Annotated in this window: 21 protein-coding genes; 13 read left to right on the top strand and 8 right to left on the bottom strand. The window is 64.0% G+C overall.

Going from position 1 to position 24,330, the window contains the following annotated elements; all coding sequences use genetic code 11:
- Positions 1 to 3: 3 nt before the first annotated feature.
- The 4 genes from V6M89_RS23895 (at position 4) to bamC (ending at position 3,965) form a co-directional block, all read left to right on the top strand.
- Positions 4 to 1,206: a tryptophan--tRNA ligase gene (locus V6M89_RS23895; RefSeq protein ID WP_332855537.1), complete on the top strand. Its 1,203-nt coding sequence runs from the start codon at positions 4 to 6 to the stop codon at positions 1,204 to 1,206.
- On the top strand, positions 1,203 to 1,751 hold the full coding sequence (locus V6M89_RS23890) for a class I SAM-dependent methyltransferase (protein WP_332855536.1): 549 nt from the start codon (positions 1,203 to 1,205) through the stop codon (positions 1,749 to 1,751). The genes V6M89_RS23895 and V6M89_RS23890 overlap by 4 nt, the downstream gene beginning before the upstream one ends.
- A gap of 84 nt (positions 1,752 to 1,835) precedes the next feature.
- On the top strand, positions 1,836 to 2,711 hold the full coding sequence (gene dapA, locus V6M89_RS23885) for a 4-hydroxy-tetrahydrodipicolinate synthase (RefSeq protein ID WP_332855535.1): 876 nt from the start codon (positions 1,836 to 1,838) through the stop codon (positions 2,709 to 2,711).
- A gap of 138 nt (positions 2,712 to 2,849) precedes the next feature.
- Complete coding sequence (bamC, locus tag V6M89_RS23880) at positions 2,850 to 3,965, top strand: outer membrane protein assembly factor BamC (RefSeq protein WP_332855534.1); 1,116 nt, start codon at positions 2,850 to 2,852, stop codon at positions 3,963 to 3,965.
- 110 nt (positions 3,966 to 4,075) lie between these two features.
- Here bamC and V6M89_RS30450 read toward each other — a convergent pair whose 3' ends face one another.
- From V6M89_RS30450 to V6M89_RS23865, 3 genes are all read right to left on the bottom strand, one after another.
- The gene (locus V6M89_RS30450; RefSeq protein ID WP_116990225.1) at positions 4,076 to 4,318 is read right to left on the bottom strand and encodes a hypothetical protein; all 243 of its coding nucleotides are present in this window, start codon (positions 4,316 to 4,318) and stop codon (positions 4,076 to 4,078) included.
- 297 nt (positions 4,319 to 4,615) lie between these two features.
- On the bottom strand, positions 4,616 to 5,092 hold the full coding sequence (locus V6M89_RS23870; RefSeq protein WP_332855532.1) for a DUF7931 domain-containing protein: 477 nt from the start codon (positions 5,090 to 5,092) through the stop codon (positions 4,616 to 4,618).
- Positions 5,093 to 5,113: 21 nt separating this feature from the next.
- Positions 5,114 to 6,235: a cupin domain-containing protein gene (locus V6M89_RS23865; RefSeq protein ID WP_332855531.1), complete on the bottom strand. Its 1,122-nt coding sequence runs from the start codon at positions 6,233 to 6,235 to the stop codon at positions 5,114 to 5,116.
- Between the two features lie 103 nt (positions 6,236 to 6,338).
- Here V6M89_RS23865 and V6M89_RS23860 point away from each other — a divergent pair, with 103 nt between their 5' ends.
- Complete coding sequence (locus V6M89_RS23860; protein WP_332855530.1) at positions 6,339 to 6,881, top strand: FKBP-type peptidyl-prolyl cis-trans isomerase; 543 nt, start codon at positions 6,339 to 6,341, stop codon at positions 6,879 to 6,881.
- 85 nt (positions 6,882 to 6,966) lie between these two features.
- Here the strand turns inward: V6M89_RS23860 and V6M89_RS23855 are convergent, their stop codons facing one another.
- From V6M89_RS23855 to V6M89_RS23845, 3 genes are all read right to left on the bottom strand, one after another.
- Positions 6,967 to 7,920: a hypothetical protein gene (locus tag V6M89_RS23855; protein ID WP_332855529.1), complete on the bottom strand. Its 954-nt coding sequence runs from the start codon at positions 7,918 to 7,920 to the stop codon at positions 6,967 to 6,969.
- Positions 7,917 to 10,607 (bottom strand): DNA mismatch repair protein MutS, encoded by a 2,691-nt coding sequence (gene mutS, locus V6M89_RS23850; RefSeq protein WP_332855528.1) that lies wholly within the window; start codon positions 10,605 to 10,607, stop codon positions 7,917 to 7,919. The genes V6M89_RS23855 and mutS overlap by 4 nt, the downstream gene beginning before the upstream one ends.
- A gap of 118 nt (positions 10,608 to 10,725) precedes the next feature.
- Positions 10,726 to 11,511, bottom strand: a complete 786-nt coding sequence (locus tag V6M89_RS23845) for a CPBP family intramembrane glutamic endopeptidase (RefSeq protein WP_332855527.1) — start codon at positions 11,509 to 11,511, stop codon at positions 10,726 to 10,728.
- A gap of 435 nt (positions 11,512 to 11,946) precedes the next feature.
- Here V6M89_RS23845 and V6M89_RS23840 point away from each other — a divergent pair, with 435 nt between their 5' ends.
- The gene (locus V6M89_RS23840; protein WP_332855526.1) at positions 11,947 to 14,859 is read left to right on the top strand and encodes a M12 family metallo-peptidase; all 2,913 of its coding nucleotides are present in this window, start codon (positions 11,947 to 11,949) and stop codon (positions 14,857 to 14,859) included.
- Between the two features lie 88 nt (positions 14,860 to 14,947).
- Positions 14,948 to 15,532, top strand: a complete 585-nt coding sequence (locus V6M89_RS23835; RefSeq protein ID WP_332855525.1) for a cohesin domain-containing protein — start codon at positions 14,948 to 14,950, stop codon at positions 15,530 to 15,532.
- Here the strand turns inward: V6M89_RS23835 and V6M89_RS23830 are convergent.
- Positions 15,529 to 16,341, bottom strand: coding sequence for a substrate-binding periplasmic protein (locus V6M89_RS23830; protein WP_332855524.1), 813 nt, complete (start codon positions 16,339 to 16,341; stop codon positions 15,529 to 15,531). The genes V6M89_RS23835 and V6M89_RS23830 overlap by 4 nt on opposite strands.
- Before the next feature lie 93 nt (positions 16,342 to 16,434).
- Between V6M89_RS23830 and V6M89_RS23825 the strand changes: the two genes are divergently transcribed.
- From V6M89_RS23825 to V6M89_RS23805, 5 genes are all read left to right on the top strand, one after another.
- Positions 16,435 to 17,370, top strand: coding sequence for an alpha/beta fold hydrolase (locus V6M89_RS23825; RefSeq protein ID WP_332855523.1), 936 nt, complete (start codon positions 16,435 to 16,437; stop codon positions 17,368 to 17,370).
- 105 nt (positions 17,371 to 17,475) lie between these two features.
- Positions 17,476 to 17,949 carry a VOC family protein gene (locus V6M89_RS23820; RefSeq protein WP_332855522.1) on the top strand — a complete coding sequence of 158 codons (474 nt, stop codon included), beginning with the start codon at positions 17,476 to 17,478 and terminating at the stop codon, positions 17,947 to 17,949.
- 12 nt (positions 17,950 to 17,961) lie between these two features.
- Positions 17,962 to 18,375: a YciI family protein gene (locus V6M89_RS23815; RefSeq protein ID WP_332855521.1), complete on the top strand. Its 414-nt coding sequence runs from the start codon at positions 17,962 to 17,964 to the stop codon at positions 18,373 to 18,375.
- 34 nt (positions 18,376 to 18,409) lie between these two features.
- Positions 18,410 to 19,222 (top strand): YciI family protein, encoded by an 813-nt coding sequence (locus V6M89_RS23810; RefSeq protein WP_332855520.1) that lies wholly within the window; start codon positions 18,410 to 18,412, stop codon positions 19,220 to 19,222.
- 31 nt (positions 19,223 to 19,253) lie between these two features.
- Positions 19,254 to 20,477 (top strand): RNA polymerase sigma factor, encoded by a 1,224-nt coding sequence (locus tag V6M89_RS23805; protein ID WP_332855605.1) that lies wholly within the window; start codon positions 19,254 to 19,256, stop codon positions 20,475 to 20,477.
- A gap of 68 nt (positions 20,478 to 20,545) precedes the next feature.
- Here V6M89_RS23805 and V6M89_RS23800 read toward each other — a convergent pair whose 3' ends face one another.
- Positions 20,546 to 23,230, bottom strand: a complete 2,685-nt coding sequence (locus V6M89_RS23800) for a TonB-dependent receptor (protein WP_332855519.1) — start codon at positions 23,228 to 23,230, stop codon at positions 20,546 to 20,548.
- Positions 23,231 to 23,517: 287 nt separating this feature from the next.
- Between V6M89_RS23800 and V6M89_RS23795 the strand changes: the two genes are divergently transcribed.
- Complete coding sequence (locus V6M89_RS23795) at positions 23,518 to 24,261, top strand: GntR family transcriptional regulator (protein ID WP_332855518.1); 744 nt, start codon at positions 23,518 to 23,520, stop codon at positions 24,259 to 24,261.
- The last annotated feature ends 69 nt before the right edge of the window (positions 24,262 to 24,330 follow it).

Here is a 24,330-nt window from a genome sequence, read left to right as displayed (position 1 = left end):
ATTATGTACCCCGATCGTGTTGTATCCGGCATGCGCCCCACTGGCGCCATGCACCTGGGCCACTACCACGGCGCCTTGAAGAACTGGATCAAGATGCAGTCCGAGTTGCCTTGCCTGTTCTTCGTGGCCGACTGGCACGCGCTGACCACGCATTACGACGATCCGTCCGTCATCGAGCGCAGTACCTGGGAGATGCTGGTCGACTGGCTGGCGGCCGGCGTCGATCCGTCGCAATCCACGCTGTTCATCCAGTCGCGGGTGCCGGAGCACGCCGAACTGCATCTGCTGCTGTCGATGGCCACGCCGCTGGGCTGGCTGGAGCGCGTGCCGACCTACAAGGACCAGATCGAGAACCTGTCCAACAAGGACCTGGCCACCTACGGCTTCCTCGGCTACCCGCTGCTGCAGGCGGCCGACGTGCTGATCTACCGCGCCAGCCAGGTGCCGGTGGGCGACGATCAGGTGCCGCATATCGAGATGATGCGCGAAATTGCGCGGCGTTTTAATCACTTGTACGGCAAGGAAAAAGGCTTTGAAGAAAAGGCGCAGGACGCCGTCAAGAAGCTGGGCAGCAAGCGCGCCAAGCTCTACAACGAACTGCGCACCGAATACCAGCAGGACGGCAAGGACGAGGCGCTGGAGCAGGCCAAGGCCATGCTGGACGACGCCCAGAGCCTGTCGATGGGCGACCGCGAGCGCCTGTTCGGTTACCTGGAAGGCAGCCGCAAGCTGATCCTGGTCGAGCCGCAGGCCCGCCTGACGGCTGCCTCGCGCCTGCCGGGGCTGGATGGCCGCAAGATGTCCAAGAGCTACGGCAACTCGATCGCGCTGCGCGAGGACAAAGCCTCGGTCGAAAAGAAGATCCGCACCATGCCGACCGACCCGGCCCGCGTGCGCCGCACCGACGCCGGCGATCCGGCCCGTTGCCCGGTCTGGCAGTTCCATCAGGTGTATTCCGACAACGCCACCCAGGAATGGGTGGTAAAAGGATGTAAATCCGCCGGCATCGGCTGCATCGAGTGCAAACAGCCGGTGATCGACGCCATCGTCAAGGAGCAGGAGCCGATGCACGAGCGCGCCCAGCAGTACTTGGACGACCCGTCGCTGGTGCGTGCCATTGTCGCCGATGGCAACGACGCGGCCCGCAAGCTGGCGCTGGAAACCATGCGCGACGTGCGCGAAGCGATGGGCCTGGCTTACACATGAGTGAACAGATCTCAGCTTGGGTGCGGCGTTACGCGCCATTGATACCGGGCGGCGAAGTGCTGGACCTGGCCTGCGGCAGCGGCCGCCATTCGCGTCACCTGGCCTCGCTCGGCCATGCCGTGGTGGCGGTGGACCGCGATGCCGAAGCGCTGGCCGCCGCGGCCGGACCGGAAATCATCACCTCCGCCATCGACCTGGAAGAGGCTGGCGCCGCCTGGCCCTTCGGTCCGGATCGATTTGCCGGCATCGTGGTCACAAACTACCTGCATCGGCCGCTAATCGCCGATATGTTGGACAGCCTGGCGCCGAATGGCGTGCTGATCTACGAGACCTTCGCGGACGGCAATGCGCAGTTCGGCAAACCATCGAATCCCGCCTTTTTGCTGCAAGCCGGCGAACTGCTGGAATGGGCAGCCACCCACGGTTTGCGGGTGGTGGCCTTCGAGGACGGCGTCATCGATACGCCAAAAGCTGCCATGGTGCAACGTCTATGCGCCGTGAAGCCAGATTTCCCCCGCGTGGCGGCCCTTTTGCCACCATTTTGATGGCCGATATGTCACCCGGAATGCACCATATTCGCGGCCTATCGTCTACAATCGTTGTTTTAATACTTTATGCAGTGGTTACCTATGATTAAGGGCAGCATAGTAGCAATCGTCACCCCGATGAACGCAGACGGCAGTCTGGACTTCGAGGGTCTGAATCAGCTGATCGACTGGCACATCGCCGAAGGTACGGACAGCATCGTCATCGCCGGCACCACCGGCGAATCGGCCACGGTGAGTGTGGAAGAGCATTGCGCGCTGATCAAGGCGACGGTCGCTCACGCCAAGGGCCGCATCCCGATCATCGCCGGCGCCGGCGCCAACTCGACCGCCGAGGCGATCAAGCTGACCCGCTACGCCAAGGAAGCCGGTGCGGACGCCACGCTGCAAGTGGTTCCCTACTACAACCGTCCTACCCAGGAAGGCATGTACCAGCACTTCAAGGCCATCGCCGAAGCGGTGGACCTGCCAGTGATCCTGTACAACGTGCCGGGCCGTACCGTAGCCGACATGAGCAACGAGACCATCCTGCGCCTGGCGCAAATCCCGAACATCGTCGGCGTGAAAGACGCGACCGGCAACATCGGCCGCGGTTACGACCTGCTGCGCCTGGCGCCGAAATCGTTCGCCGTGTATTCCGGCGACGATCCGACCGCGATGGCCCTGATGCTGGCCGGCGGCGCCGGCAACATCTCCGTCACCGCCAACGTCGCCCCGCGCGACATGGCCGACATGTGCGAAGCGGCGATTGCCGGCAACCTCGCCAAGGCCGTGGAGCTGAACAATAAAATGTTCCCGCTGCACCAGAAACTGTTCATCGAGCCGAATCCGGTGCCGGTCAAATGGGCGCTGGCGGAAATGGGCAAAATGCCAGCCGGCATCCGTCTGCCGCTGGTGCCGCTGGCGGCCGAATGCCACGAAGCGGTACGCGCGGCCCTGCGAGAAGCCGGCGTACTGTAAAAACCTTAGCAACAAGCCCCGACTTCGGTTCGGATCATCCCTGATTTGCTGCTTTTCAGCTTCTTAAACAGTAACGACATGACTATTCGCAAGACAGCTTCTATTTCCTCGCAGCGCGCCGTCGTAGTAGGCGCATTGATGGCCAGTTTGACCGGTTGCGGCATGATCAGCTCCGTAGTCGGTAATGATAAAGTGGACTACAAGTCCGCCAAGAAGGCCAGCACGCTGGACGTGCCGCCGGATCTGACGCAATTGCAGAAAGATAACCGCTACTCGCTGCCGGATTCGAACAACGGCGTCGCCACCGCTTCCGGCTACAACGCCTCCAAGGGCATCGCCAGCGGTCCTGCCGCCATCATGCCGGGCACGCCTGCCGCCGGTACCGTGGTGCCGACCAGCATCAACGATATCAAGGTCGAGCGCGACGGCAACCAGCGCTGGCTGGTGATCAAGCAGACGCCTGAGCAACTGTGGCCGCAGCTGAAGCAGTTCTGGGAAGATTCGGGCTTTGTGCTGGGTAAGGAAAACGCCACCGCCGGCACCATGGAAACCGAATGGAACGAAAACCGCGCGAAGATCCCGCAAGATTTCATCCGCAATACCATCGGCAAGGTATTTGACTCGGTCTATTCGAGCGGCGAGCGCGACAAGTTCCGCACTCGCATCGAGCGCCGCGCCGATGGCGCCAGCGAGATCTACATCAGCCACCGTGGCGCCCAGGAAGTTGTCACCGGCGCCCAGAAGGAATCGACCACCTGGACTCCGCGTCCTAACGATCCGGGCCTGGAGGCTGAATTCCTGGCGCGTCTGATGACCAAGCTGGGCAACGGCTCGGAAGTGGCGCAAGCCAAGACCGCCGTCGATACCGCCATTGTGCAACCGCAGCATGCATCGCTGGTGGGCGCTGGCGCCGACCGCGCCGTGCAGGTGGACGAGGGCTTCGACCGCGCCTGGCGCCGTGTAGGCCTGGCGCTGGACCGTGCCGGCTTCACCGTTGAAGACCGCGACCGTACCCAGGGTACTTACTTCGTGCGTTATGTCGACGATGCCACCGAAACCAAGGGCTTCTTCGGCAAGCTGTTCAGCTGGGGCTCGTCGTCGGAAGCCGATAAGGAAGCGCAGCGCTATCGTATTTCGGTGAAAGCCGGCGCGGGTAACAGCAGCACCGTTACCGTGTTGAGCAATGCCGGTAAAGCGGAAACCACTCCGGTCGCAGATAAGATCCTGACGCTGCTGCACGAGCAACTGAAATAAAGCGTTTCATTAAAAAGAAAACCGGCTGCTAGCCGGTTTTTTTATGCTTGTACAAAAGCTTGAGACGAAAAAAAACCGACCCGAAGGCCGGTTTTTTTTTCGCAAGCTGATTACTTCGAAGCAGCAGGAGCAGCAGCAGCCGAAGCGGCTGGAGCAGCAGCAGCGTCCGAAGCAGCAGGAGCGGCGGCAGCAGGAGCAGCAGCGTCAGCAGCTGGTGCTGGTGCTGGAGCAGCAGCTGGAGCAGCGGCTTCTGGAGCAGCTACTGGAGCTGGAGCAGCAGGAGCTTCTTCTTTTTTCGAGCAAGCAGCCAGAGCAACAGCCAGCAGGGAAACGATCAGCAGGGATTTTTTCATGGGGTTTTCCTTAATTAATTCAAAATTAAACACAATTGTTGCGATTAATAATTACCGGTAATTATCGCTCATTAGGTCGTCTTCGAAGGCTTTCGTAACCTGAAATGGTGCCTGCCAGACAACGGAAACTTCCTAACCGAATATTATAGCGATTTTTAGTGCGTCGCAATAGGACAAACAGCTGTAAGCACAACTATTTTGCGATATCGCAACATTTCGGTTTCGACTCTACTTTAGCAGAATCAGCACAGAATACCAGCGTTCGCATCGAACTCCGGCATTTTACCTTGAACTGACTCATAATCCAGTTGAGTTTGCGAACAAACCGGGCGTAGATTCTAACCAAATCGTAATAAAACGGTCGGCACTGGTTTGGGTATCTTCCGGCCCGTCAAAAACTGCTTCGCCACGGAAATGATCGGCATGAAAACGGCGCACGATATCGCGATCGTCGGCGATGCAGAACGAGTCCGTCAGCTGGCGCAACTGCTGGCTGCTGCGGCGCACCTCAACCAGGTGGCCGTAGTCCTTGATCAGGCGCAGGAAACGGGGCGCGTCGCGCTCGACGCCATGGCCATCGTGCGCCACCAGCTGCAAATGCCCGCCGGCCCTCAGGAAGTGGCGCAGCAGGGCGTCGGTGGCGCTGCTGCCCAGCTCCCAGATGGCGAAATCCGGATCGAACATGGTCAGCTTGTGCTCGGCGCGGGTGATGCAGCTGGACAAATGCTGGAGAAACTCCGCCTTCGTGGTGAATGGAATACTTTGCCTTTCCATGCTGCCTCCCTTTGCCAGTGTTTAGCCCAACTCGATCCAGCCGTCCGTGTACCAGGTGTACAGGGCGTCCATGACGTCGTCCGACGCCTCGGCCAGCGCAGCGCCGTCCAGCGCGCGGGTGTTGGCCAGCAGCTCCAGCGTGACCTTGTCGGCCCGGCCGACGCCGAACGATTCGCCGTTGATGAAGACATTTTTGCCGCGGTACAGCATTTGCGTCTTGCGCGACAGCACCAGGCCTTTTTTCGCCGCACTTTCGGCGAACTTGCCGACCGTTAGCGGCTTGGCCGGGCCGGTGAAGAACACGTTGTGCTTAGGCTCGGACATGTATTCGCCCAGGAAGATGGTGATGTCTTCCTCGGTGAAGCGGACCTTGTTCATTTCGTCGGCGATCGCGCTCAGCATGTGGCGCGGGATTTCCGCCGGCTTGGAGGTCGCCTCCAGCTCCGGATCGGCGTAGCGGCCCGGCAGGTCGATCGAATCGGCCATGAACTGCAGGAAGGCTTCGCCCAGCTCCTGGTAGGACGGCGAGCGGAAACCGATCGAATAGGTCTGGCAGTCGCCGATGGCGATGCCGTCGTGCGCGTAGTGCGGCGGCAGGTACAGCATGTCGCCCGGATTGAGCACGAACTCCTCGTTCGGCTTGAAATTGGCCAGGATCTTCAACGGCAGGCCTTCGACCAGGGTCAGGTCCTTCTGCGGGCCGATGCTCCAGCGGCGCTGGCCCTGCGCTTGCAGCAGGAACACGTCGTAGGAATCGAAGTGCGGGCCGACGCCGCCGCCGTCGGTGGCGAAGCTGACCATCAGGTCGTCCAGGCGGGCATCGGGAATGAAGCGGAACTGGCGCAGCAGCGCGTCGGCCTTGGCGTCGAACAGGTTGACGCCCTGGACCAGCATGGTCCATTCCTTCTGGTCCATCGGCGGCAGGCTTTCCAGCGGGCCGTGCTGCATATTCCACTGGCCGTCGACATTGGTCACCAGGCGCGATTCCGCGTGGTTGGTCGTGGCCAGCTTGGTCAGCGCCTCCATGTTCAGCAAAGGCTTGAAGCCGGGGATGGCGTTACGGATCAGCAGGGGCTTCTTGTGCCAGTAGTCGCGCAGGAACTGCGCCGGCGTGATATCGCCGAGGAGAGGTAATTTTTTCATGCGCTCATTATAACCATCGCGGCGTCGATTGTCGGGCTGGCGGCGGTTCGCCTGGCGATCCAAGGTATAATTCCGGGGCTTATATACAGAAAGGAATTACAAAATGAAGATTGCCAAGAACACGGTCGTGACTGTGAATTACAAGCTGTCCGATGCCCAGGACAATCTGATCGAAGACGGCCGTCAGCCTATGGTCTACCTGCATGGTGGCTACGAGAACACCCTGCCAAAAATTGAAGAAGAACTGGACGGCAAGGAAGTCGGCTATTCCTCCATCATCCAGATCGAGCCGGAAGATGCGTTCGGCGACTACGACGCAGCGCTGGTCAAGGTCGAGCCGCGCAACCGCCTGCCGGAGCCGCTGGAAGTGGGCATGCAGTTCGAAGGCATGCCGGATGGCGACGATGGCGACGAAGCGATGATCTTCACCGTCACCGAAATCGCCGACGACAAAGTGGTCCTGGACGGCAATCACCCGCTGGCCGGCATGGCGCTGCGTTTCGCGCTGAGCGTAGCCGAAGTGCGTGAAGCCTCGGACGAAGAAATCGCCCACGGCCACGTGCACGGCGCCCACGGCCACCACCACGGTGACGAAGACGACGAAGGCGAAGAGGGCGATCACGTCGCCATCCACCCGATCCACTAAGCTTCAGTGTCATACCCGCGCAGGCGGGTATCCATGCTGAGGCTGAGTATAGTCGGCATGGATTCCCGCTTTCGCGGGAATGACGTCAGGGCGTCGTCTCGGCGCTGCCGCCCTTGAGCGTGAACAGGGTGGCGGTGCCGGGTGCGACGCGCACCTCGGCCCATTCCGCGGCCAGGCTCATATGTCCCACATTGCCGCGCCAGACGATGGACGGCTCGGTCCCGGCGCCGCCCTGGGTATCGACCAGCAGCACCTTCCCTTTGAATTTTTCCGCCATCGCCCGTATCTGCCGGCGCGGTTCGGCGAAGCCATCCTGTTTCGACTGAAAACTCGGCAGCAGCGAGAAGCCTTGCTCCACCTGCACGCCGACGTCGCCGTCCGAGAACAGCACCAGTCCCTGCATCTTCTGCCGCTCCGCCAGCGTGAACAGCCGGTGCAGCCAGGCGCGGTTGGCCACCAGCCGGTCTTCATACTCGCTGTTGCGGCCCGCCTCGGCGCGGAAGTGGTTGTTGTTGGCCGGCAGATTGATGGTGGCGAACAGCACCTTGCCGTATTCCCAGTGCGCGTTCTCGGCGTAGCTGCGGAACTTGGCGCTGGACGATAGTCGCGTCAACGGCAGCCGGCGCTCGCCCAGCGATTCGCCGTCGGCGTAGAACAGTTCGCGCAGGCGGTTCAGGCGTTCGATGGCGTTCGAGCGGCCGATCGAATTGACGCAAGCGCTCCAGTCGCTGCCGGCCAGCGAGACGATCATCGGCGGCGCAGCCTCGCTCAGCAGCGCGCGGCGCTGGGCATACAGCTTGTCGCTGCAAGGCTCCGTGCTGGACTTGATGCCGGTGGCGACGATGAAGGCGGGCGCGGTCTGCGTGGCGTCGGCGATGGCGCGCCTGAGCACCGATTCATCCGGGCCGCTCTTGAACGAGTGGCCGATCACGCCGAACTGGAAGCCGCGCATGGCCGGCTGCACGGCTTGCGCCTGGCCGGCGGCCAGCGCGGCCAGGCCGGCCAGCGTCGCGGTCAGCAGGACGCGCAGCGGCATCATGCCTGTGCCGTCTCCGTCAGGCGCTTGATCTGATACAGGCGCTCCAGCGCTTCGCGCGGGGTCAGCGCATCGGGATCGAGATCGTCGAGCGCTTCCAGCAGCTCGCGCATCGCCGGGCTGGCGGCTGCGGGCGCGCTGTGCGCCGGCGCGTCGAGTTCCTCGTCGTCGGCGTCGGTGGTCGGCGCGGCGAACAGGTCCAGCTGCGGCGTGGCGTCCAGCGCCTGCGCTTCCAGGCGCGCCAGGTGCTTGCGCGCGGCCTTGATCACCGGCTGCGGCACGCCGGCCAGCTGCGCCACCTGCAAGCCGTAGCTCTGCGACGCCGGGCCGTCCTGCACCGCATGCAGGAACACGATGCTGTCCTTGTGCTCGACCGCCGACAGGTGGACGTTGGCCGCGGTCGGATGGCTTTCCGGCAGCTGCGTCAGTTCGAAGTAGTGGGTGGCGAACAGCGAGAAGCTGCGGCTGGTGTCGATCAGGTGGCGCGCGATCGCCCACGCCAGCGCCAGGCCGTCGAAGGTCGAGGTGCCGCGGCCCACTTCGTCCATCAGCACCAGCGAATGCTCGGTGGCGCCGTTCAGGATCGCCGCCGATTCGGTCATCTCCACCATGAAGGTCGAACGGCCGCCGGCCAGGTCGTCGGTGGCGCCGATGCGGGTGAAGATGCGGTCGATCGGGCCGATGGTCGCGCTGGTGGCCGGCACGTAGCTGCCCACGTAGGCCAGCAGCGTGATCAGCGCCACCTGACGCATGAAGGTCGATTTACCGCCCATGTTGGGACCGGTGATCAGCAACAGGCGGCGGTCTTCGACGAAGCGGCAATCGTTGGCGATGAAGCGTTCGATCTGGTTTTCCACCACTGGATGGCGGCCTTCGGCGATGTTGATGCATGGCGTATCCACCAGCTGCGGCGCGCACCAGTTGTGGCGCAGCGCGTGGTCGGTCAGCGAGGTCAGGGCGTCCAGCTGCGCCAGCGCCTTCGAGATCGTTTGCAGGCTGCCGATGAACGGCGCCAGGTCACCCAGCAGCTGGTCGTACAGCATCTTCTCGCGCGCCAGCGCCTTGTCCTGCGCCGACAAGGCCTTGTCTTCAAAGGCCTTCAGTTCCGGCGTGATGTAACGCTCGGCGTTCTTCAGGGTCTGGCGGCGGCGGTAGTCGTCCGGCACCTTGGTGGTTTGGCCGTGCGTGACTTCGATGTAGAAGCCGTGCACCTTGTTGTACTCCACGCGCAGGTTGGCGATGCCGGTGCGGGCCCGTTCGCGTGTCTCCAGGTCGACCAGGAACTGGCCGGCGTTCTCGGACAGCGCGCGCAGTTCGTCCAGCTCGGCGTCGAAGCCTCGCGCGAACACGCCGCCGTCGCGCACCATCGCCGCCGGTTCCAACGCCACCGCGCGTTGCAGCAGATCGAGGCAGGCTTCGGGCGTGGCCATGTCGGCGTGGATCGCGGCCAGCAGGCCGTCGGTGTCGCCCAGCGCGCGCTGCATCGCATGGCGCAGCGCCGGCAGTTGCTGCACGCCGTCGCGCAGGCTGGCCAGGTCGCGCGGACGCGCCGACAGCAGCGCGATGCGGGTGGTGATGCGTTCGATATCCGGCACCTGCGCCAGCGTGTGCGACAGCGTGCCGGTGGCGTCGGCCTGGCCCAGCGCGGCGATGGCCTGGTGGCGCGAGCGGGCGATGGCCTGGTCGCGGCGCGCGTGGTGCAGCCAGTGGCGCAGCAGGCGCGAACCCATCGCGGTGCGGCAGTGGTCCAGCAGCGAGAACAGGGTAGGGGATTCCTGGCCGCGGATGGTCTCGGTCAGCTCCAGGTTGCGGCGGGTGGCGGCATCGAGGCCGATGAATTCGTTTTCGGTTTCGGTGGTCAGCGTGCGCACGTGTTGCAGGCCGCGTCCTTGCGTGGACTGGGCGTAGCGCAGCAGCGCGCCGGCCGCGCCGAACGCCGCGCCCAGGCCGTCGGCGCCGAAGCCGGTCAGCGTGGCCACGCTCAGTTGGTCGAGCAGCGCCTTGTGACCGCCGACGACGTCGAAGTGCCAGTCCGGCACGCGGTTGACGTGGCAGCTCAGGGTTTCTTCGAACAGGTCGGCGTTATCGCCGCGCAGCACCTCGGCCGGCGCGATGCGCTCCAGCTCCTGCTGCATGCGGGCGGTGACGGTGCGGGTGTCGCCGGAGAATTCCATCAGCTTCAACGCGCCGCTGGCCAGCGACAGCCATGCCAGGCCGGCCGTGGCCACCTTGCGCTGGCTGATGATGCACATCGCCAGCAGCGGACGTTCGGCCTTTTCCGGCAGCAGGTCGGCGTCGGTCAGCGTGCCTGGCGTGACCACGCGCAGCACCTTGCGTTCGACCGGGCCCTTGCTGGTGGCCGGGTCGCCGATCTGTTCGCAGATCGCGCACGACTCGCCGATCTTGACCAGCTTGGCCAGGTAGCCTTCGAGCGAATGGAAAGGCACGCCGCACATCTTGATCGGCTGGCCGCCCGAGCTGCCGCGCGCTGTCAATGTGATGCCCAACACGCGCGCCGCCTTTTCCGCGTCGGAGTGGAACAGCTCATAGAAATCGCCCATGCGGTAGAACACCAACATGTCCGGGTATTCGGCCTTGATGGCGAGGTACTGGGCCATCATGGGAGTGACTTTTTCTGTAGGGCTGTTCTTGACGGCGGCGGCGTTGATTTCGTTCGGGACGGTGGTCATTGGTTCTTTTTCGGCGATGCGTGAGTCTGGTTTTGCAGAGGCTGAAATAGCCCCCGCGCGTAACCCGTCATTTTACCGCTTTCGGCCGCGCCACTGGTGAAAGATCGATGGGAACTCTCTAGCTTGCGACCGAGTTTTCTCCTGCCGACACCGGGCGCAGCAGCGCCCGCTGGCTGCCGCGCAGCAGGAATACGCCATACAGGCAAAGTGGCAGCACCGCCAGCACGGCGGCAAACGGCAGCACCGAACCCTCACCAGTGCTGGACGCCGTCAGCGCCGACGTCACCAGCGCAAAGTCCCACAGGCCGTGCACCACCACCATGGGCCACACCGAGCGCGTGCGCAGGCGGATGGCGGCGTAGCCCACGCCCTGCAGGAAGGCCGCCACCGATTGCCACAGCGCGCTGCCGAAGTCGCCGGTAGCCCAACCATTGAGCGTGTGCACCACGCCGAACAGCAACGACGAGATCAGCACTGCCGGCCAGATCGCATGCCGGTCCAGCAGGCTTTGCAGCAGTACCGAACGGAACATCAGCTCTTCCGACACCGCCACCAGCGCCGTATTGCAGCCGACGATCAGCAGCACATGCGACGGCGGCCAGCCGCCCGCCCACGCCACCAGCAACATCAGCAGCGAATAGAGCAGGGGCGGCCAGACCAGCCACAGCGATTTCCACGATTCGGGAGCGCGCAGGCCGGCGGCGCGGCGTTCGCTGGAAGCCAGCGCCACCACCAGGGCAAACAAGGCCGCCAGCACCCACGCCGGCCCGATGCCGCCGGCCACCGAATCAAACAACGATTGCTGCCGGCCGCCGCTGAACAGCCTGCCGACGCCCAGGGTCAGGCCCAGCCATACCACCAGCGCGCCCAGCGCCAACGGTAACGTAATTTGGAGTCTTTTCATGTGGCAATAGTACATGAACGCAGCTCAGCGGCGATCAAACGAAAGCCGTTTCAATCTCCCGCCTTCGCTTTCCCCAAGCTTGACTAACATACAAACAAAAACTGTGTATTAAAGACAACAGTGATTTTTTTGTGTTTGCGCCTGAAACGCCCATGTTTCCAGTGCTTCGCTAAAAAAATCTCCGCTAACTGTTGTGACGAAAAATTAATTAAGTAATACTTAAATTGAAACTTTTGCATGTATTGTTTTCAGTGCATTAATGTTTCATTGGGCATATTTTCCCTTGGAAATGGATATGTTCAGGGTGAAATTGGCAGGCTTTTTCGGATCAACAATAAAATTAAGGGTATAGCAGGCATGAAACTTTCAGTGAACCCGTCACCGACTCCCCGCCTCAAAAAGGCCGGGGCAACGCTGCGTCCTACCGCTGGACGCATGTTATTCGCCTTCATGGCATTGGGCTGGACCATCTCCAGTTCCGCCGCCGTCATCGCCAAGGATGGACCGACCGCCAGCCAGCCGACCGGCGACTTCTGGCAGGACGTGGGCGCCGCCAACGGCCGAACCGCACAGTCCGCCAGTACTTCCGGCCCGCGCCGCTTCCACGCCGCCAGCCTGAACCGCAACGGCCTGAAGCAACTGGCCAAGTCGGCGCCGCTGGAACGCACCGACGCCGCCGCCGTCAGCCCGTTGATTATTTCCCTGCCGCACCCGGACGGCGGTTACCAGCGCTTCGCCATCGTCGATTCGCCGATCATGGAAGCCGGCCTGGCCGCCAAGCACCCTGAAATCAAGACCTATGCCGGTAAAGGCATCGACGATCCGAACGCCAGCCTGCGCATGGACATCACCCCGCTGGGCCTGCACGCCTCGGTGCGCACGCCGACCGGCGCCTGGTATGTCGATCCGCAAACCGCGCTCGACGACAGCGTCTACAACAGCTATCACAGCCGCGACCTGGTCAACAGCCACGGCGCGCTGCGCGAAGCACCGCTGACCGAGGCGCAGATCGCCTTGTCGCAGGGCTTCTACCACGCCGACGACAAGGTCGAAGTACGCGGCGCCGGCTTCACGCCGGGCGCCTCGGTCACCGTGTCGGTACGCAACGAAGGCGACAGCGGCACGCGCCAGAGCGTGGTCGTCACCGCCGATGCGGAAGGCGTGATCAACACCTCGCTGGTGGCCGATCCGTCGCGCAACACCGGCGCCTTCGAAGTCAGCGCCACCGACGGCAACTCGACCAGCACCGTGGCCTACCACGTGGTGGACGACCAGGCCGTGGCCGGTCCCACTTCCGGCAACCAGCTGCGCACCTACCGCCTGGCGCTGGTCACCGATCCGTCCTACGCCACCTACTTTGGCGGCTCGGCCAACGTGACGGCGGCCAAGGTCACGCTGATCAACCGCGTCACCCAGGTCTATGAAGACGAGACCGCGATCCGCCTGATGTTGATCAACAATACCGACGCCCTGAACCTGGACACCGCCGCGCAAATGACCGGCGCCAACGGTCCGTGCGGCGCCACCGCCTGCTACACCGCCACCCAGGCGGCCAGCTGCGGCAGCGGCACGCTGTCGCGCAACCGCGTCGTGGCGGGCCTGCTGGCCGGCGCCGGCAACTTCGATGTCGGCCACATCGCGCTCGGCCTCAACGGCGGCGGCATCGCCAGTCTGGGCGTGGTCGGCGGCAACAGCAAGGCGCAGGGTTGCACCGGCATTCCCACCCCGGTCGGCGACTTCTACGCGGTCGACTACGTGGCGCACGAACTGGGCCACCAGTTCTCCGGCAACCACACCTTCAACGGCGTGATCAGCAATTGCTCGGGCGGCAACCGCAACGCCGGCACCTCGGTGGAACCGGGCAGCGGCTCGTCGATCATGGCCTACGCCGGCATTTGCGGCACCGACAACCTGCAAACCCACAGCGACGCTTATTGGTCGCAGCGCAGCTTCGACGAGATCGTCGCCTACACCTCGGGCTCGGAAAGCGCGATCAACGAAGTGCAGATGCTGGCGCTGACCAACTTCGGCGGCACCCAGCAGTTCAAGCTGCGTTACAACGGCAACGATTCGGCCGCCATCATCCGTGGCACCAACTTCACCACCGCCGGTATCAAGGCGGCGATCCAGGGCATCAGTGGCTGGCCTGCGGGCGCCACCGTCACCGTCAGCTCGCTGAGCGACGCTGCCGCCACGATCACCTTCGGCGGTACGCTGGCCGGCACCAATGTCCCGATGCTGGAGCTGGTCAATTGCAGCGGCGGTTGCAGCGGCTATGTCGGCGAGATCGCCTCCGGCGGCGCCACCACCCGTCGCGGTTCCTTGTCGTTCACCGGCAACACCACGCCGGTGGTGAGCGTGCCGGCCAGCTACACCATTCCGGTGCGCACGCCGTTCGCCCTGACCGGCAGCGCCACCGACGGCGAAGGCGACACGCTGACCTACTTGTGGGAGCAGAACGACCGCGCCAGCGGCACCGGCACCGGATTGATCAGCAACACCAAGACCAATGGCCCGCTGTTCCGTCAGTTCGGCGTACAGGCCGTGGTCAGCAACGACGACACCATCAAGTACGGTTCGCCGGGTGAAAACCACGTCACCACCAACCCGACCCGCGTGTTCCCGGACCTGACGCAAATCCTGTCCAACAACACCAACGCGGAAACCGGTGTTTGCCCGACCGCCGCCGCCAGCCCGACCGCCGCCGACATCGCGTGCTTCTCGGAGTTCCTGCCGACCGCCGACTACGTGGGCTTCGGCGCCAACGCCTCGCCGGCCGCGCTGAACTTTCGCCTGACCGCGCGTGACGGCCGTGGCGGCGTCGGCAACGCCAGCACCAAGCTGGTGCTGGCGCCGAACGCCGGCCCGTTCCTGGTGACCTCGCCGAACAGCGCGGTGTCGCTGGACGGCGGCTCGACCCAGACCGTGACCTGGAGCGTGGCCAACACCGACGTCGCACCGGTCAACACCGCCAACGTGAAGATCTCGCTGTCGACCGACGGCGGCAACACCTACCCGTACACGCTGGCGGCCAGCACGGCCAACAACGGCAGCAAAGCGGTCACGCTGCCGCTGGTGGCCAGCACCACGGCGCGCATCAAGGTGGAAGCAATCGACAACGTCTTCTTCGATGTGTCGAACGCCAACTTCACGATCCGCCTGGTGGGCGATGTCAACGGTGACGGTACCCTCAACTGCGACGACCTGGCGATCATCAAAGCCGCGCTGGGCAAACGCACGGGCCAGGCCGGCTACGATGTGCGCGCCGATCTGAACAAGGATGGCGTGGTCGATGCACGCGACCTGGCAGCCGAGTCGCAACGCATACCAGGCGGTTGCCGCCTGTAAGCCGCCACACACTAGCGGCGCCGCCGCCGGGCACACCCGGCGCGGCGCCGATGCTGAATCTAAGCCTGATGGGCAAAGGAAAATGAATATGTTGAGTTTGAATAAATGGAAATACCAGGCCGGCGCCGCACTGCTGGCCGCCGCTTTCGCCGCACCGTCGGCCTACGCGGCCGATCCGGTGCTGAGCATCGTCGCCACGCCATCGAGCGGCGTGGTGGGCTCGACCATCGAGCTGGACATCCGCCTCACCGGCGTGTCCGACCTGTATGGCTATAACTTCTCGCTGGTGTTCAATCCGGCCTACCTGCAGGCGACCGGCGCCACTGAAGGCGGATTGCTGGGTTCCGACGGCGGCGCCACCGATTTCGGTGTGGCCGATGTGTCCGGCACGCCGGGCGTGGTGTCCTATGTGTACGGCTTCAAGTTCGGCGCCGTGCCCGGCGTCAGCGGCAGCGGCAGCCTGGCGCACCTGAGCTTCAACGTGATCGGCGCCGGCACCAGCACGCTGAGCTTTACCGACGCGCTGTTCCTGAATTCCAGCCTGGGCGACATCAACACGCAGCTGGGCACGCAAACGCTGGTGACCACCGCCGTGCCGGAACCGGAGACCTACCTGATGCTGGGTGTCGGCCTGATCGGCCTGGCGGCGCTGCGCCGCCGTCAAGTCGGCTAATGTTTCGCCGCGCTGCCGCCTTGCTGCGGCAGCGCTTCGTACTTCTTCAGCAGTTGCGGCAGGCGCTTGCGGCCCTTGCTGCCGAGCCAGTTCCACATCTCGTCCACGGCGGCGCCGTGCGCGCCATAGTAGTCCTTGTTGACCATCAACCACAGCGAATGCGAACTCAGCGGCTGCTCCAGCCGCACCAGCTCCTTGCCATGTTCGCGCGCCAGCAGTTCGTCCATATCGCCCGCCACGTTCAGCGACATGGCCACCGCATCGACTCGGTTGCGTTTGAGCTTGTCGAAATTGCGGCGGGCGTCGGCGGCGCCGTCGTCCACCTGCATGCCGGCCGCGCGCAGCTCGCCCGCGAACGACACGCCGTGCGACACGCCGACCCGGCGGCCGCGCAGGAAGCCGTTCAGGTCGGCGCTGGCCGCCGCCCGGTCCGCCGCGCGCACGATGATCACCGTGGTGTGCTGCAAGCCGCGCGCGGGATCGGGCCGGCCCTGGCCGTCGAGCGGATAGACCACCGACGGCAGCCCGGCGGGCGGCGTCGCCAGCGCGGTGGCGTCGATCTGGCCGGCGTTCAGCGCCAGCAGCAGGCGCGCGGTTGGCAGGCGCACCAGTTCGGTCTTGCAGCCGGCGGACGCGGCCATCTCGTTCAGCAGGTCCACGGTGGCGCCGGGCGCCGCCGGGATCGTGTCCGTCCCGATGAAATAGGGCGGGGCATTTTGCGAGGTATAGCCGATGCGCAGCACGCAGGAATGCGCCCAGGCACTTAGGATAAATAGAGGTACCAGCAGTATCTGGTGCTTTAGATTCATAAATTATGAATTATCACTTAACTTTTAGCCGATTGTTCATGAGGAACTTAAACCATATAGTGAATGCAGTACCCACCCACTCAGGAGCCTAACATGAACACCAGCACCACGATTATCCGCCGCAGCCTGGCTGCCGCCGCCCTCATACTGAGCACCGGCCTGGCCGCCGCGGCCGCCGCGCCGATCGACGTCAAGGTCAACGGTTTTACCGACAAGTATGCGCAAGCGAACGGCGTCAAGCTGCACTACAAGATCGGCGGGCAGGGCAGCCCGGTGGTGCTGCTGCACGGCTATGGCGAGACCGGACACATGTGGGTACCGGCCATGGCCGAACTGGTCAAGAACCATACCGTCATCGTGCCCGACCTGCGCGGCGCCGGCGGCTCGGAAAAGCCGGAGGGCGGCTATGACAAGAAAACCATGGCGGTCGACATCCACGAACTGGTCAAGGGCATCACCAGCGAGCCGGCCGTGGTGGTCGGCCACGACATCGGCCTGATGGTGGCCTACGGCTACGCCGCCCAGTTCCCGGCCGACACCCGCAAACTGGTGCTGATGGACGCCTTCATCCCCGGCGTCGGCGACTGGCGCAACGCCTTCCCGGCCAAGGCCGTGTGGCACTTCCACTTCTACGGTCCGACCCCGCTGGCGCTGGTCAAGGGCCGCGAACGGATCTACTTCGAGCACTTCTGGAACGACTTCTCGGCCGACAAGACCAAGTCGGTCAAGGAAGCGGACCGCAAGCTGTACGCCGCGGCCTACGCCCAGCCGGGCGGCATGCGCGCCGGCTTCTCCTACTTCAGCGATTTTGAAAAGGATGCCGCCGATTTCGGTCCGATGTCGCAGACCAAGCTGACCATGCCGGTGCTGACGCTGGCGGGCCAATACTCGGCCGGCGAATTCCTCGGCAAGCAGGTCGGCACCGTGGGCACGAATGTGAAGAGCGTCATCATCCAGGGCTCGGGCCACTGGCTGATCGACGAGGCGCCGGAGCAAGTGGTGCCGGCGCTGGTCGAGTTCAGTAATTAATTTAAAAATATTTAAAAAAATCTGTCGATTTGACGCGTGCTGCTTCGTCGTGGAGGTAGAGTGAGGATTCTCACTCGCCTCAACCCCCACAAAAAGGAGAGCATCATGACTGCAAAAGTAGATCCGATTCCAGAAGGCATGCACAGCGTCACCCCCCACCTGGTCGTCGATGGCGCGGCAGACGCCATCGAGTTCTATAAAAAGGCCTTCAAGGCCACCGAGTGCGCGCGCATTCCCGGCCAGAACGGCAGGCTGATACACGCCGCCGTGCGCATCGGCGATTCCACCGTCATGCTGGTGGACGAGTTCCCCGACTTCGGCAGCGTCGGCCCCAAGAAGCTGAACGGCAGCCCGGTCACGCTGCACATCTACGTGCCCGACGCCGACGCCACCTACGCCCAGGCGATCGCCGCCGGCGCCACCGAGAAGATGCCGCCGGCCGACATGTTCTGGGGTGACCGCTACGGCCAGGTCACCGACCCGTTCGGCCACATCTGGTCGATCGCCACCCACACCAAGGACATGACGCCGGAGGAAATGAACGAGGCGATGAAACAGCAAATGCCTGATTGCGGCTAACCGGAGATCGCCATGCGTTTCATGATTATCGTTAAAGCCACCGAGGATTCCGAGGCGGGCAAGATGCCGAGCGTCGAGCTGCTGACCGCGATGGGCGCGTTCAACGAAGAGCTGGTCAACGCCGGCGTGCTGCTGGCCGGCGAGGGCGTGCATCCCAGCTCCAAGGGCGCGCGCATCCTGTACGACGGCCCCAAGCGCACCGTCATCGACGGCCCGTTCGCCGAGACCAAGGAACTGATCGCCGGTTTCTGGCTGCTGCAGGTGAAGTCGAAGGAGGAGGCCATCGAGTGGATGAAGCGTTGCCCGAATCCGTTCGACGTGCCGTCGGAAATCGAAATCCGCCAGGTGTTCGAGATGGAGGATTTCGCCGATGTCGCCACGCCGGAGCTGGTGGCGCAGGAAGAAGCCTTGCGCGCCCGTCTGTGATGCTGCTACCTTAGCGGAAAACTAGGAGTACGCGATGGAATTCATGATACTGCGCCGCGCCAACCAGAGCACCGAACGCGGCCAACAGCCGCCCGCGCTGGAGCCGGGAACCTTTCTCAAACCCAGCACGGAGGCGGTGCGCCTGCTGCGGCGCGACGGCGAGTGGAGCGTGCTGCGCGGGCCGTTCGCGCCCAGGGAACTGGTGGCCGGCTTCACGCTGATCGAGGCCGAATCGAAGGAGGACGCCATCGAACAGGTGCGCTGGTGGCCCTTGTTCGACAGCGGCGCAGTGTATGAAATCCGCGACGCCGGTTGTCCCGGCAATTGTCTCGGCTTCGACGAACGCGGCACGGCGGCGGGCACGCTGCCGCGCCGCGACGAAGCCTTGACGCGCTATGTGATCTTCATCCGTTCCGATGCCGACCTGGAGGCGGACCTGGTGCCGCCGCCGGAAATCATCGACGTGATGAACGCCTACAACGAAGCGGGCGTGCAGCAGGGCGTGCTGCTGGCCGGCGAGGGCCTGAAGGCCAGCGCCTCCGCCACCCGCGTCCACTTCGCCAATTCGAAAACCTCGGTGGTCGACGGCCCCTTCGCCGAAGTCAAGGAACTGATCGCCGGCTACTGGATGGTGCAGGCGGCCTCGCTCGACGAGGCCATCGCCTGGGCCAAGACCTATCCCTATCCCAGCCCAGGCGACCTGACGCTGGAAATCCGCGAAGCCTGCGAGCGCATCACCCACCAGGAATTTACGCCGGAAATGCGCGCCGCCGAGGAACGCCTGCGCGCCGAACTGCTGGAGAGCGGCCTGCGCGAGGCCTTCAGGAAGAAAGCCCGTGGCGGCTGACGTCCCCAGGATCGTCGAGGCGGTATGGCGGATGGAGTCCGCCAAGATCATCGCCGTGTTGGCGCGCATGCTGCGCGACGTCGGCCAGGCCGAGGAACTGGCGCAGGATGCGCTGGTGATGGCGCTGGAGCGCTGGCCGGAAACCGGCGTGCCGGAGCAGCCGGCCGCCTGGCTGACCACCGTCGCCAAGAACCGCGCGCTGGACGTGCTGCGCCGCCGCCAGCTGCACCAGGAAAAGGAAGCCGAACTCACCTACGAAATCGAAGGCGTGCTGCAGGACGCCGCGCCCAACCTCGATGCGGCAGTGGCCGACGCGCTGGAAAACGATATCGGCGACGACCTGCTGCGGCTGGTGTTCGTGGCCTGCCACCCGGTGCTGCCGACCGACGGCCGGGTGGCGCTGACCCTGCGCATGTTGGGCGGCCTGAGCACCGAGGAAATCGCCCGCGCCTTCCTGGTGCCGGAAGCGACGGTGGCGCAGCGCATCGTGCGCGCCAAGCGCACGCTGGCCGAGGCCAAGGTGCCGTTCGAAGCGCCGCGCGCGCACGAGCTGGTGGAGCGGCTGGCGTCGGTGCTGCAAGTGATCTACCTGATCTACAACGAAGGCTATTCCGCCAGCGCCGGCGCCGACTGGATGCGGCCGGCCTTGTGCGAGGAGGCGCTGCGGCTGGGCCGCATCCTGGCCGAGCTGGCGCCGGACGAAGCGGAAGTGCACGGCCTGGTGGCGCTGATGGAGATCCAGTCCTCGCGCGCCCGCGCCCGCGTGGGGCCGAAGGGCGAACCTATTTTGCTGCTGGAGCAGGACCGCGCGCGCTGGGACCAGCTGCTGATACGGCGCGGCCTGGCGGCGCTGGCGCGCGCCGAGCAAACCGGGCGCGGCCTCGGCTCTTACGGCGTGCAGGCGGCCATCGCGGCCTGCCACGCGCGCGCGCGACTGGCGGCCGATACCGACTGGCAGCGCATCGCCGCGCTGTACGACGCGCTGGCGCAGCTGACGCCGTCGCCGGTGGTGGAGTTGAACCGCGCGGTGGCGCTGGCGATGGCCTTCGGGCCGGAGGCCGGGTTGGAAGTGGTGGATGGCTTGATGGATGTGGCGGCGTTGAAGCACTACCACCTGCTGCCCAGCGTGCGCGGCGACTTCCTGTCCAAGCTGGGACGACATGACGAAGCGCGCCACGAATTCGAACGGGCCGCGCAGCTGACGCAGAACGAACGCGAACGCACCTTGCTGCTGGCGCGCGCCGCCGCCCAATAAAAAAAGCTGGCCCCACGGGAGTGAGGGCCAGCAAACCTTGGTACAACAACCTTGTTACAACCCAGCGATTACAGCTTGGCGCGCAGGCCCAGGTAGAAGGTGCGGCCGTTCGAGTAGAACGCGCGCGGCTGGTCAGGCGTTTCCGCGTACATCTTGATGGTGGTGTTGGTCAGGTTCAGCGCGTCGAAGGTGATCGTCAGCTGCTCGTTGATCTTGTAGTTCAACGATCCTGCCAGGTTACCCGCGCCCTTCACGTGCTGGGCGGCGCCACGGTCGACGCCGGCCTTGTAGCTGGAGCGGTAGTTGTACGCCAGGCGAGCGCTGAACTTGGCATCCTCGTAGAAGCCGGTGACGTTGTAGGTGCTCTTCGAGGAATTCAGCAGCTCGGTGCCGTCAGCCAGCTTGCCATCGGCGTAGGTGTAGTTGGCCAGCACGCCGAAGCTGCTGAACAGCGGCTGCTGGTAGCTCAGCTCCACGCCCTTGTTCTTGCCGCTGGTGGTGTAAGGCGAGGTGATCTGGTACTCCGTCATCTTGCCTTGCTTGTTGTTGAAGAAGGTGCCCACGCTGCCGCCTTGCGCCACCACCGACACCAGGTCCATGTAGAACAGGCCGGCCGACAGCGAGGATTTCGGTGCGAAGTACCACTCGGCGCTGACTTCCGCGTTGTTGGAGCGGACCGGATCGAGCTTGACGTTGCCGCCGGAAGCGCTCAGCGCATCGTCGTTCAGCGACACCGAACCACCCAGCGCGCTGTAGTCGGGACGCGAGATCGCCCGCGCCACCGCGCCACGCACCACCAGGTCCTGGTTCACGTCGAACTTGACGTTGGCGCTAGGCAGCACGTCGTTGTAGGTGCGTTCGAAGGTGGTCGGGGTGTAGTCGCCGAAGGCCGAACCCTTGATCGGGTTGGTGCCGCCGGACAGGTTGACGATCGACGTCTGCTTGGTGCGCACGCCGCGCAGGCCGACGTTGCCGCTCCAGCTGTCGCCGGCCAGGTTGGCCATGCCGTACAGCGCGGTGGTCTTCTCGTTGACCTTGAATTCGTCCTGCCAGTTGTGGCGCGCCACGAAGTCGATCACGCGGTTGCCCGGCACCGCGCCCCAGGCGCCCAGCGCCGCGCCGTCGTAGCGGAAGTAGGCCGACGACAGGCCGCCGCCCAGGTTGGAGGCGAAGTCGCTCGGATACTGCTGGCCGCTCCAGGCCGGGCCGGGATTGGTGGCGCCCAGCGGGCCCAGCTTGGATTCCAGCGGGTGCTCGGCGCTGCGTTTGTGGTCGGTGGCGCGGACGCCGAACTTGACCGAATCGAACACGCCCTGGCTGATGCGCAGCTCGCCGTCCAGTTGGGCGTAGTGTTCCTTGTCGATCGATTGCGACTCGCCGCCGCCGGCCCAGGCGGTGCTGCCTGGCGATGTGGTGACGCCGCCGGGATAGGACACGCTGGCCGGGCTCAGGCCGTTCAGCTGGTAGGTCATGCCGCCGCTGACATTGTTCTGGTAGTAGACGTCGCCATGGTCCCAGCCTTCGCCGTGGGTCATGCCGGCCTTGCCGCTGAAGGTCAGGTCCGACGTGGCGCGGTAGCGGAAGTTGAAATCGACGTAGTAGGCTTCGCCGCCGGCATCCGGACGGTAGATGTTGTCGACCTCGCCCGAGTTGGTGGCGAAGGAGGCGCCGGTGATGGTGTTGCCTTTGGTGACGACGCTTAATGGCACGCGGTTGTCGCGGTTGAAGGAGTTGCCCGGCGCCGCCAGCCAGTTGGTGTTCTGGTGCGGTGCGTCCAGCTTGGAGTAGAAGCCGTTCAGGTCCAGCGTCAGTTCTTTCGACGGTTTGAACTCGACGTCGAAGGCGCCGCCTTCACGTTTTTTCTTTTGCTCGAACAGCGAGGCGCCGATGAAGGTCGGCACGTACATGCCGGCCAGCGCAGGATTGGCCTTGGCGGCCGCGCTGTTCTTGCCTACCGTCACATAGCCCAGCACTTCCTGGCCATCGCGGCGCACCGTGGTTTTTTCCGAGAAGGCCTGCACCAGCACGCCGGCGGTGTTGGTGTCGTTCTTCCAGTTGAACAGGCCGGAGAATTGCGGCTCGGTCTTCTTGGCCAGATCGTTGTACACCGCCTGTACCGACGCTTCCAGCGTCAGCGCTTTCTTGAATTCCAGCGGACGGCGGGTGATGACGTCGATGGCGCCGGACACGCCGCCTTCGACCAGGTCGGCGGTCTGCGATTTGTGCACCACGATCGAGCTGACCAGCTCGGACGGCAGCAGCGAGAAGCTGCTGGAGCGGCCGACGTTGCCGCCGAACTGGTTCAGCACGAACCAGTCGCCGGTGCTGATGGCGTGGCCGTTGAACAGGGTTTGTTGCAGGGATGGGCTGGTGCCGCGCAGGCTGACGCGGTCGTTCTCGCCGAAGCCGCCTTCACCGCCGGCCGACGACTGGATGTTCACGCCGGGCAGGCGCTGGATGGCGTCGGCGACGTTTTTGTCGGGCATCTTGCCGATGTCTTCAGCGGTCACCACTTCGACCACCGAGTCGGCATTGCGCTTCTGCTTCAGCGACTGTTCCAGGGCGGCGCGTACACCCGAAACGGTCACGATGGCGGATGGGGCGTCGGCATCGGCAGGCGGCGTCGCCTGTTGCGCCATGGCCGGCGTTGCGTAGACGGCGGCGGCGATCATCATGCCGACTGCGGCGGCGATCGGTGTCAGGCCAGCGCGGGCCGAGGTGGTGTTGCTTGCTGCGTGCTGTCGAAACGTCATTGCAAATCTCCAAAATGGCCCAGGACGGGCCTGTTCACTTCTTGTGATGATGAATCTTTCGCAAGATTCCCCCTTGCAAACCAAACAACCAAACCAGTTCGATGCCAATATACTGTAAACAATGATACCAAAGCGCTACCAGTTGTGAAAAATAATGTGGTTGTGGTGTTTTTTAGACAAAAAATCGCTTAATATTCACCTGTTTGGTGCGAAATGTTAAAAATACTTCAAGACGACCGTCAATTTTTGGTACTTAATTGGTACTGGTGCAGGGCAAAGGGAAGCATATGGTGACATTGACCAACATCATGAAAGTGCTCAGCGATACCAGCAGCCTGCCGCTGTATCACCAGTTGCAGCGCGCCTTGCGCGAGGCCATCGCCCAGCGGGTGCTGTTGCCGGATGACGCCCTGCCGCCGGAACGCAAGCTGGCCAGCGACTTGAACGTGTCGCGGCTGACGGTGCGCAAGGCGCTCGATGGCCTGGTGGCGGAAGGCCTGCTGGTGCGGCGTCCCGGTTCGGGCAACTTCATCAACCACACCCGCATCGAACAGAATTTTTCCAAGCTCAGTTCATTTTCGGAGGATATGCGGGCGCGCGGCCGGCAACCCGGCAGCACCTGGCTGGACCGCAGCGCCGGCGGCGCCACCAGCGAGGAGGCTGCGCGGCTGCGCCTCAGCCCGGGCGACCCGGTGTATCGCTTTCATCGCATCCGCTATGCCGACGACACGCCGATGTGCGTGGAATATGCGACGGTGCCGGGCGACTGCCTGCCGTCCCTGGAAGCGGTGGATAAATCGATGTACGAGGCGCTGAACCGCAGCGGCAACCGGCCGGTGCGGGCCTTGCAGCGGCTGTCGGCCTTGCTGTTGAGCGCGGAACAGGCACGCCTGCTGGAGGCGCGGGAGGCGGATGCGGGACTGGCCGTCGAACGCTTGGGTTTCCTGTCCGACGGCCGGGTGGTGGAGTTTTGCCGCTCGTATTTCCGCGGCGACGCCTACGATTTCGTGGCGGAGCTCAGTTCGGTCTGAAACCCGGGGTCAGGTCCCCCATTTGAGCATGAGCTCGGCTACTAAAGCCGAGCTCATGCTCAAATGGGG

It is taken from the genome of Duganella sp. S19_KUP01_CR8 (genome assembly GCF_036688705.1).
Lineage (GTDB): Bacteria > Pseudomonadota > Gammaproteobacteria > Burkholderiales > Burkholderiaceae_D > Rugamonas.
This window is presented reverse-complemented; position numbering and strand designations above follow the sequence as displayed.

Excerpts from the sequence above, each read along its gene's own strand:
- V6M89_RS23895 (WP_332855537.1), top strand. The coding sequence starts at position 4 with ATGTACCCCGATCGTGTTGTATCCGGCATGCGCCCCACTGGCGCCATG.
- V6M89_RS23890 (WP_332855536.1), top strand. The coding sequence starts at position 1,203 with ATGAGTGAACAGATCTCAGCTTGGGTGCGGCGTTACGCGCCATTGATA.
- dapA (WP_332855535.1), top strand. The coding sequence starts at position 1,836 with ATGATTAAGGGCAGCATAGTAGCAATCGTCACCCCGATGAACGCAGAC.
- bamC (WP_332855534.1), top strand. The coding sequence starts at position 2,850 with ATGGCCAGTTTGACCGGTTGCGGCATGATCAGCTCCGTAGTCGGTAAT.
- V6M89_RS30450 (WP_116990225.1), bottom strand. The coding sequence starts at position 4,318 with ATGAAAAAATCCCTGCTGATCGTTTCCCTGCTGGCTGTTGCTCTGGCT.
- V6M89_RS23870 (WP_332855532.1), bottom strand. The coding sequence starts at position 5,092 with ATGGAAAGGCAAAGTATTCCATTCACCACGAAGGCGGAGTTTCTCCAG.
- V6M89_RS23865 (WP_332855531.1), bottom strand. The coding sequence starts at position 6,235 with ATGAAAAAATTACCTCTCCTCGGCGATATCACGCCGGCGCAGTTCCTG.
- V6M89_RS23860 (WP_332855530.1), top strand. The coding sequence starts at position 6,339 with ATGAAGATTGCCAAGAACACGGTCGTGACTGTGAATTACAAGCTGTCC.
- V6M89_RS23855 (WP_332855529.1), bottom strand. The coding sequence starts at position 7,920 with ATGATGCCGCTGCGCGTCCTGCTGACCGCGACGCTGGCCGGCCTGGCC.
- mutS (WP_332855528.1), bottom strand. The coding sequence starts at position 10,607 with ATGACCACCGTCCCGAACGAAATCAACGCCGCCGCCGTCAAGAACAGC.
- V6M89_RS23845 (WP_332855527.1), bottom strand. The coding sequence starts at position 11,511 with ATGAAAAGACTCCAAATTACGTTACCGTTGGCGCTGGGCGCGCTGGTG.
- V6M89_RS23840 (WP_332855526.1), top strand. The coding sequence starts at position 11,947 with ATGTTATTCGCCTTCATGGCATTGGGCTGGACCATCTCCAGTTCCGCC.
- V6M89_RS23835 (WP_332855525.1), top strand. The coding sequence starts at position 14,948 with ATGTTGAGTTTGAATAAATGGAAATACCAGGCCGGCGCCGCACTGCTG.
- V6M89_RS23830 (WP_332855524.1), bottom strand. The coding sequence starts at position 16,341 with ATGAATCTAAAGCACCAGATACTGCTGGTACCTCTATTTATCCTAAGT.
- V6M89_RS23825 (WP_332855523.1), top strand. The coding sequence starts at position 16,435 with ATGAACACCAGCACCACGATTATCCGCCGCAGCCTGGCTGCCGCCGCC.
- V6M89_RS23820 (WP_332855522.1), top strand. The coding sequence starts at position 17,476 with ATGACTGCAAAAGTAGATCCGATTCCAGAAGGCATGCACAGCGTCACC.
- V6M89_RS23815 (WP_332855521.1), top strand. The coding sequence starts at position 17,962 with ATGCGTTTCATGATTATCGTTAAAGCCACCGAGGATTCCGAGGCGGGC.
- V6M89_RS23810 (WP_332855520.1), top strand. The coding sequence starts at position 18,410 with ATGGAATTCATGATACTGCGCCGCGCCAACCAGAGCACCGAACGCGGC.
- V6M89_RS23805 (WP_332855605.1), top strand. The coding sequence starts at position 19,254 with ATGGAGTCCGCCAAGATCATCGCCGTGTTGGCGCGCATGCTGCGCGAC.
- V6M89_RS23800 (WP_332855519.1), bottom strand. The coding sequence starts at position 23,230 with ATGACGTTTCGACAGCACGCAGCAAGCAACACCACCTCGGCCCGCGCT.
- V6M89_RS23795 (WP_332855518.1), top strand. The coding sequence starts at position 23,518 with ATGGTGACATTGACCAACATCATGAAAGTGCTCAGCGATACCAGCAGC.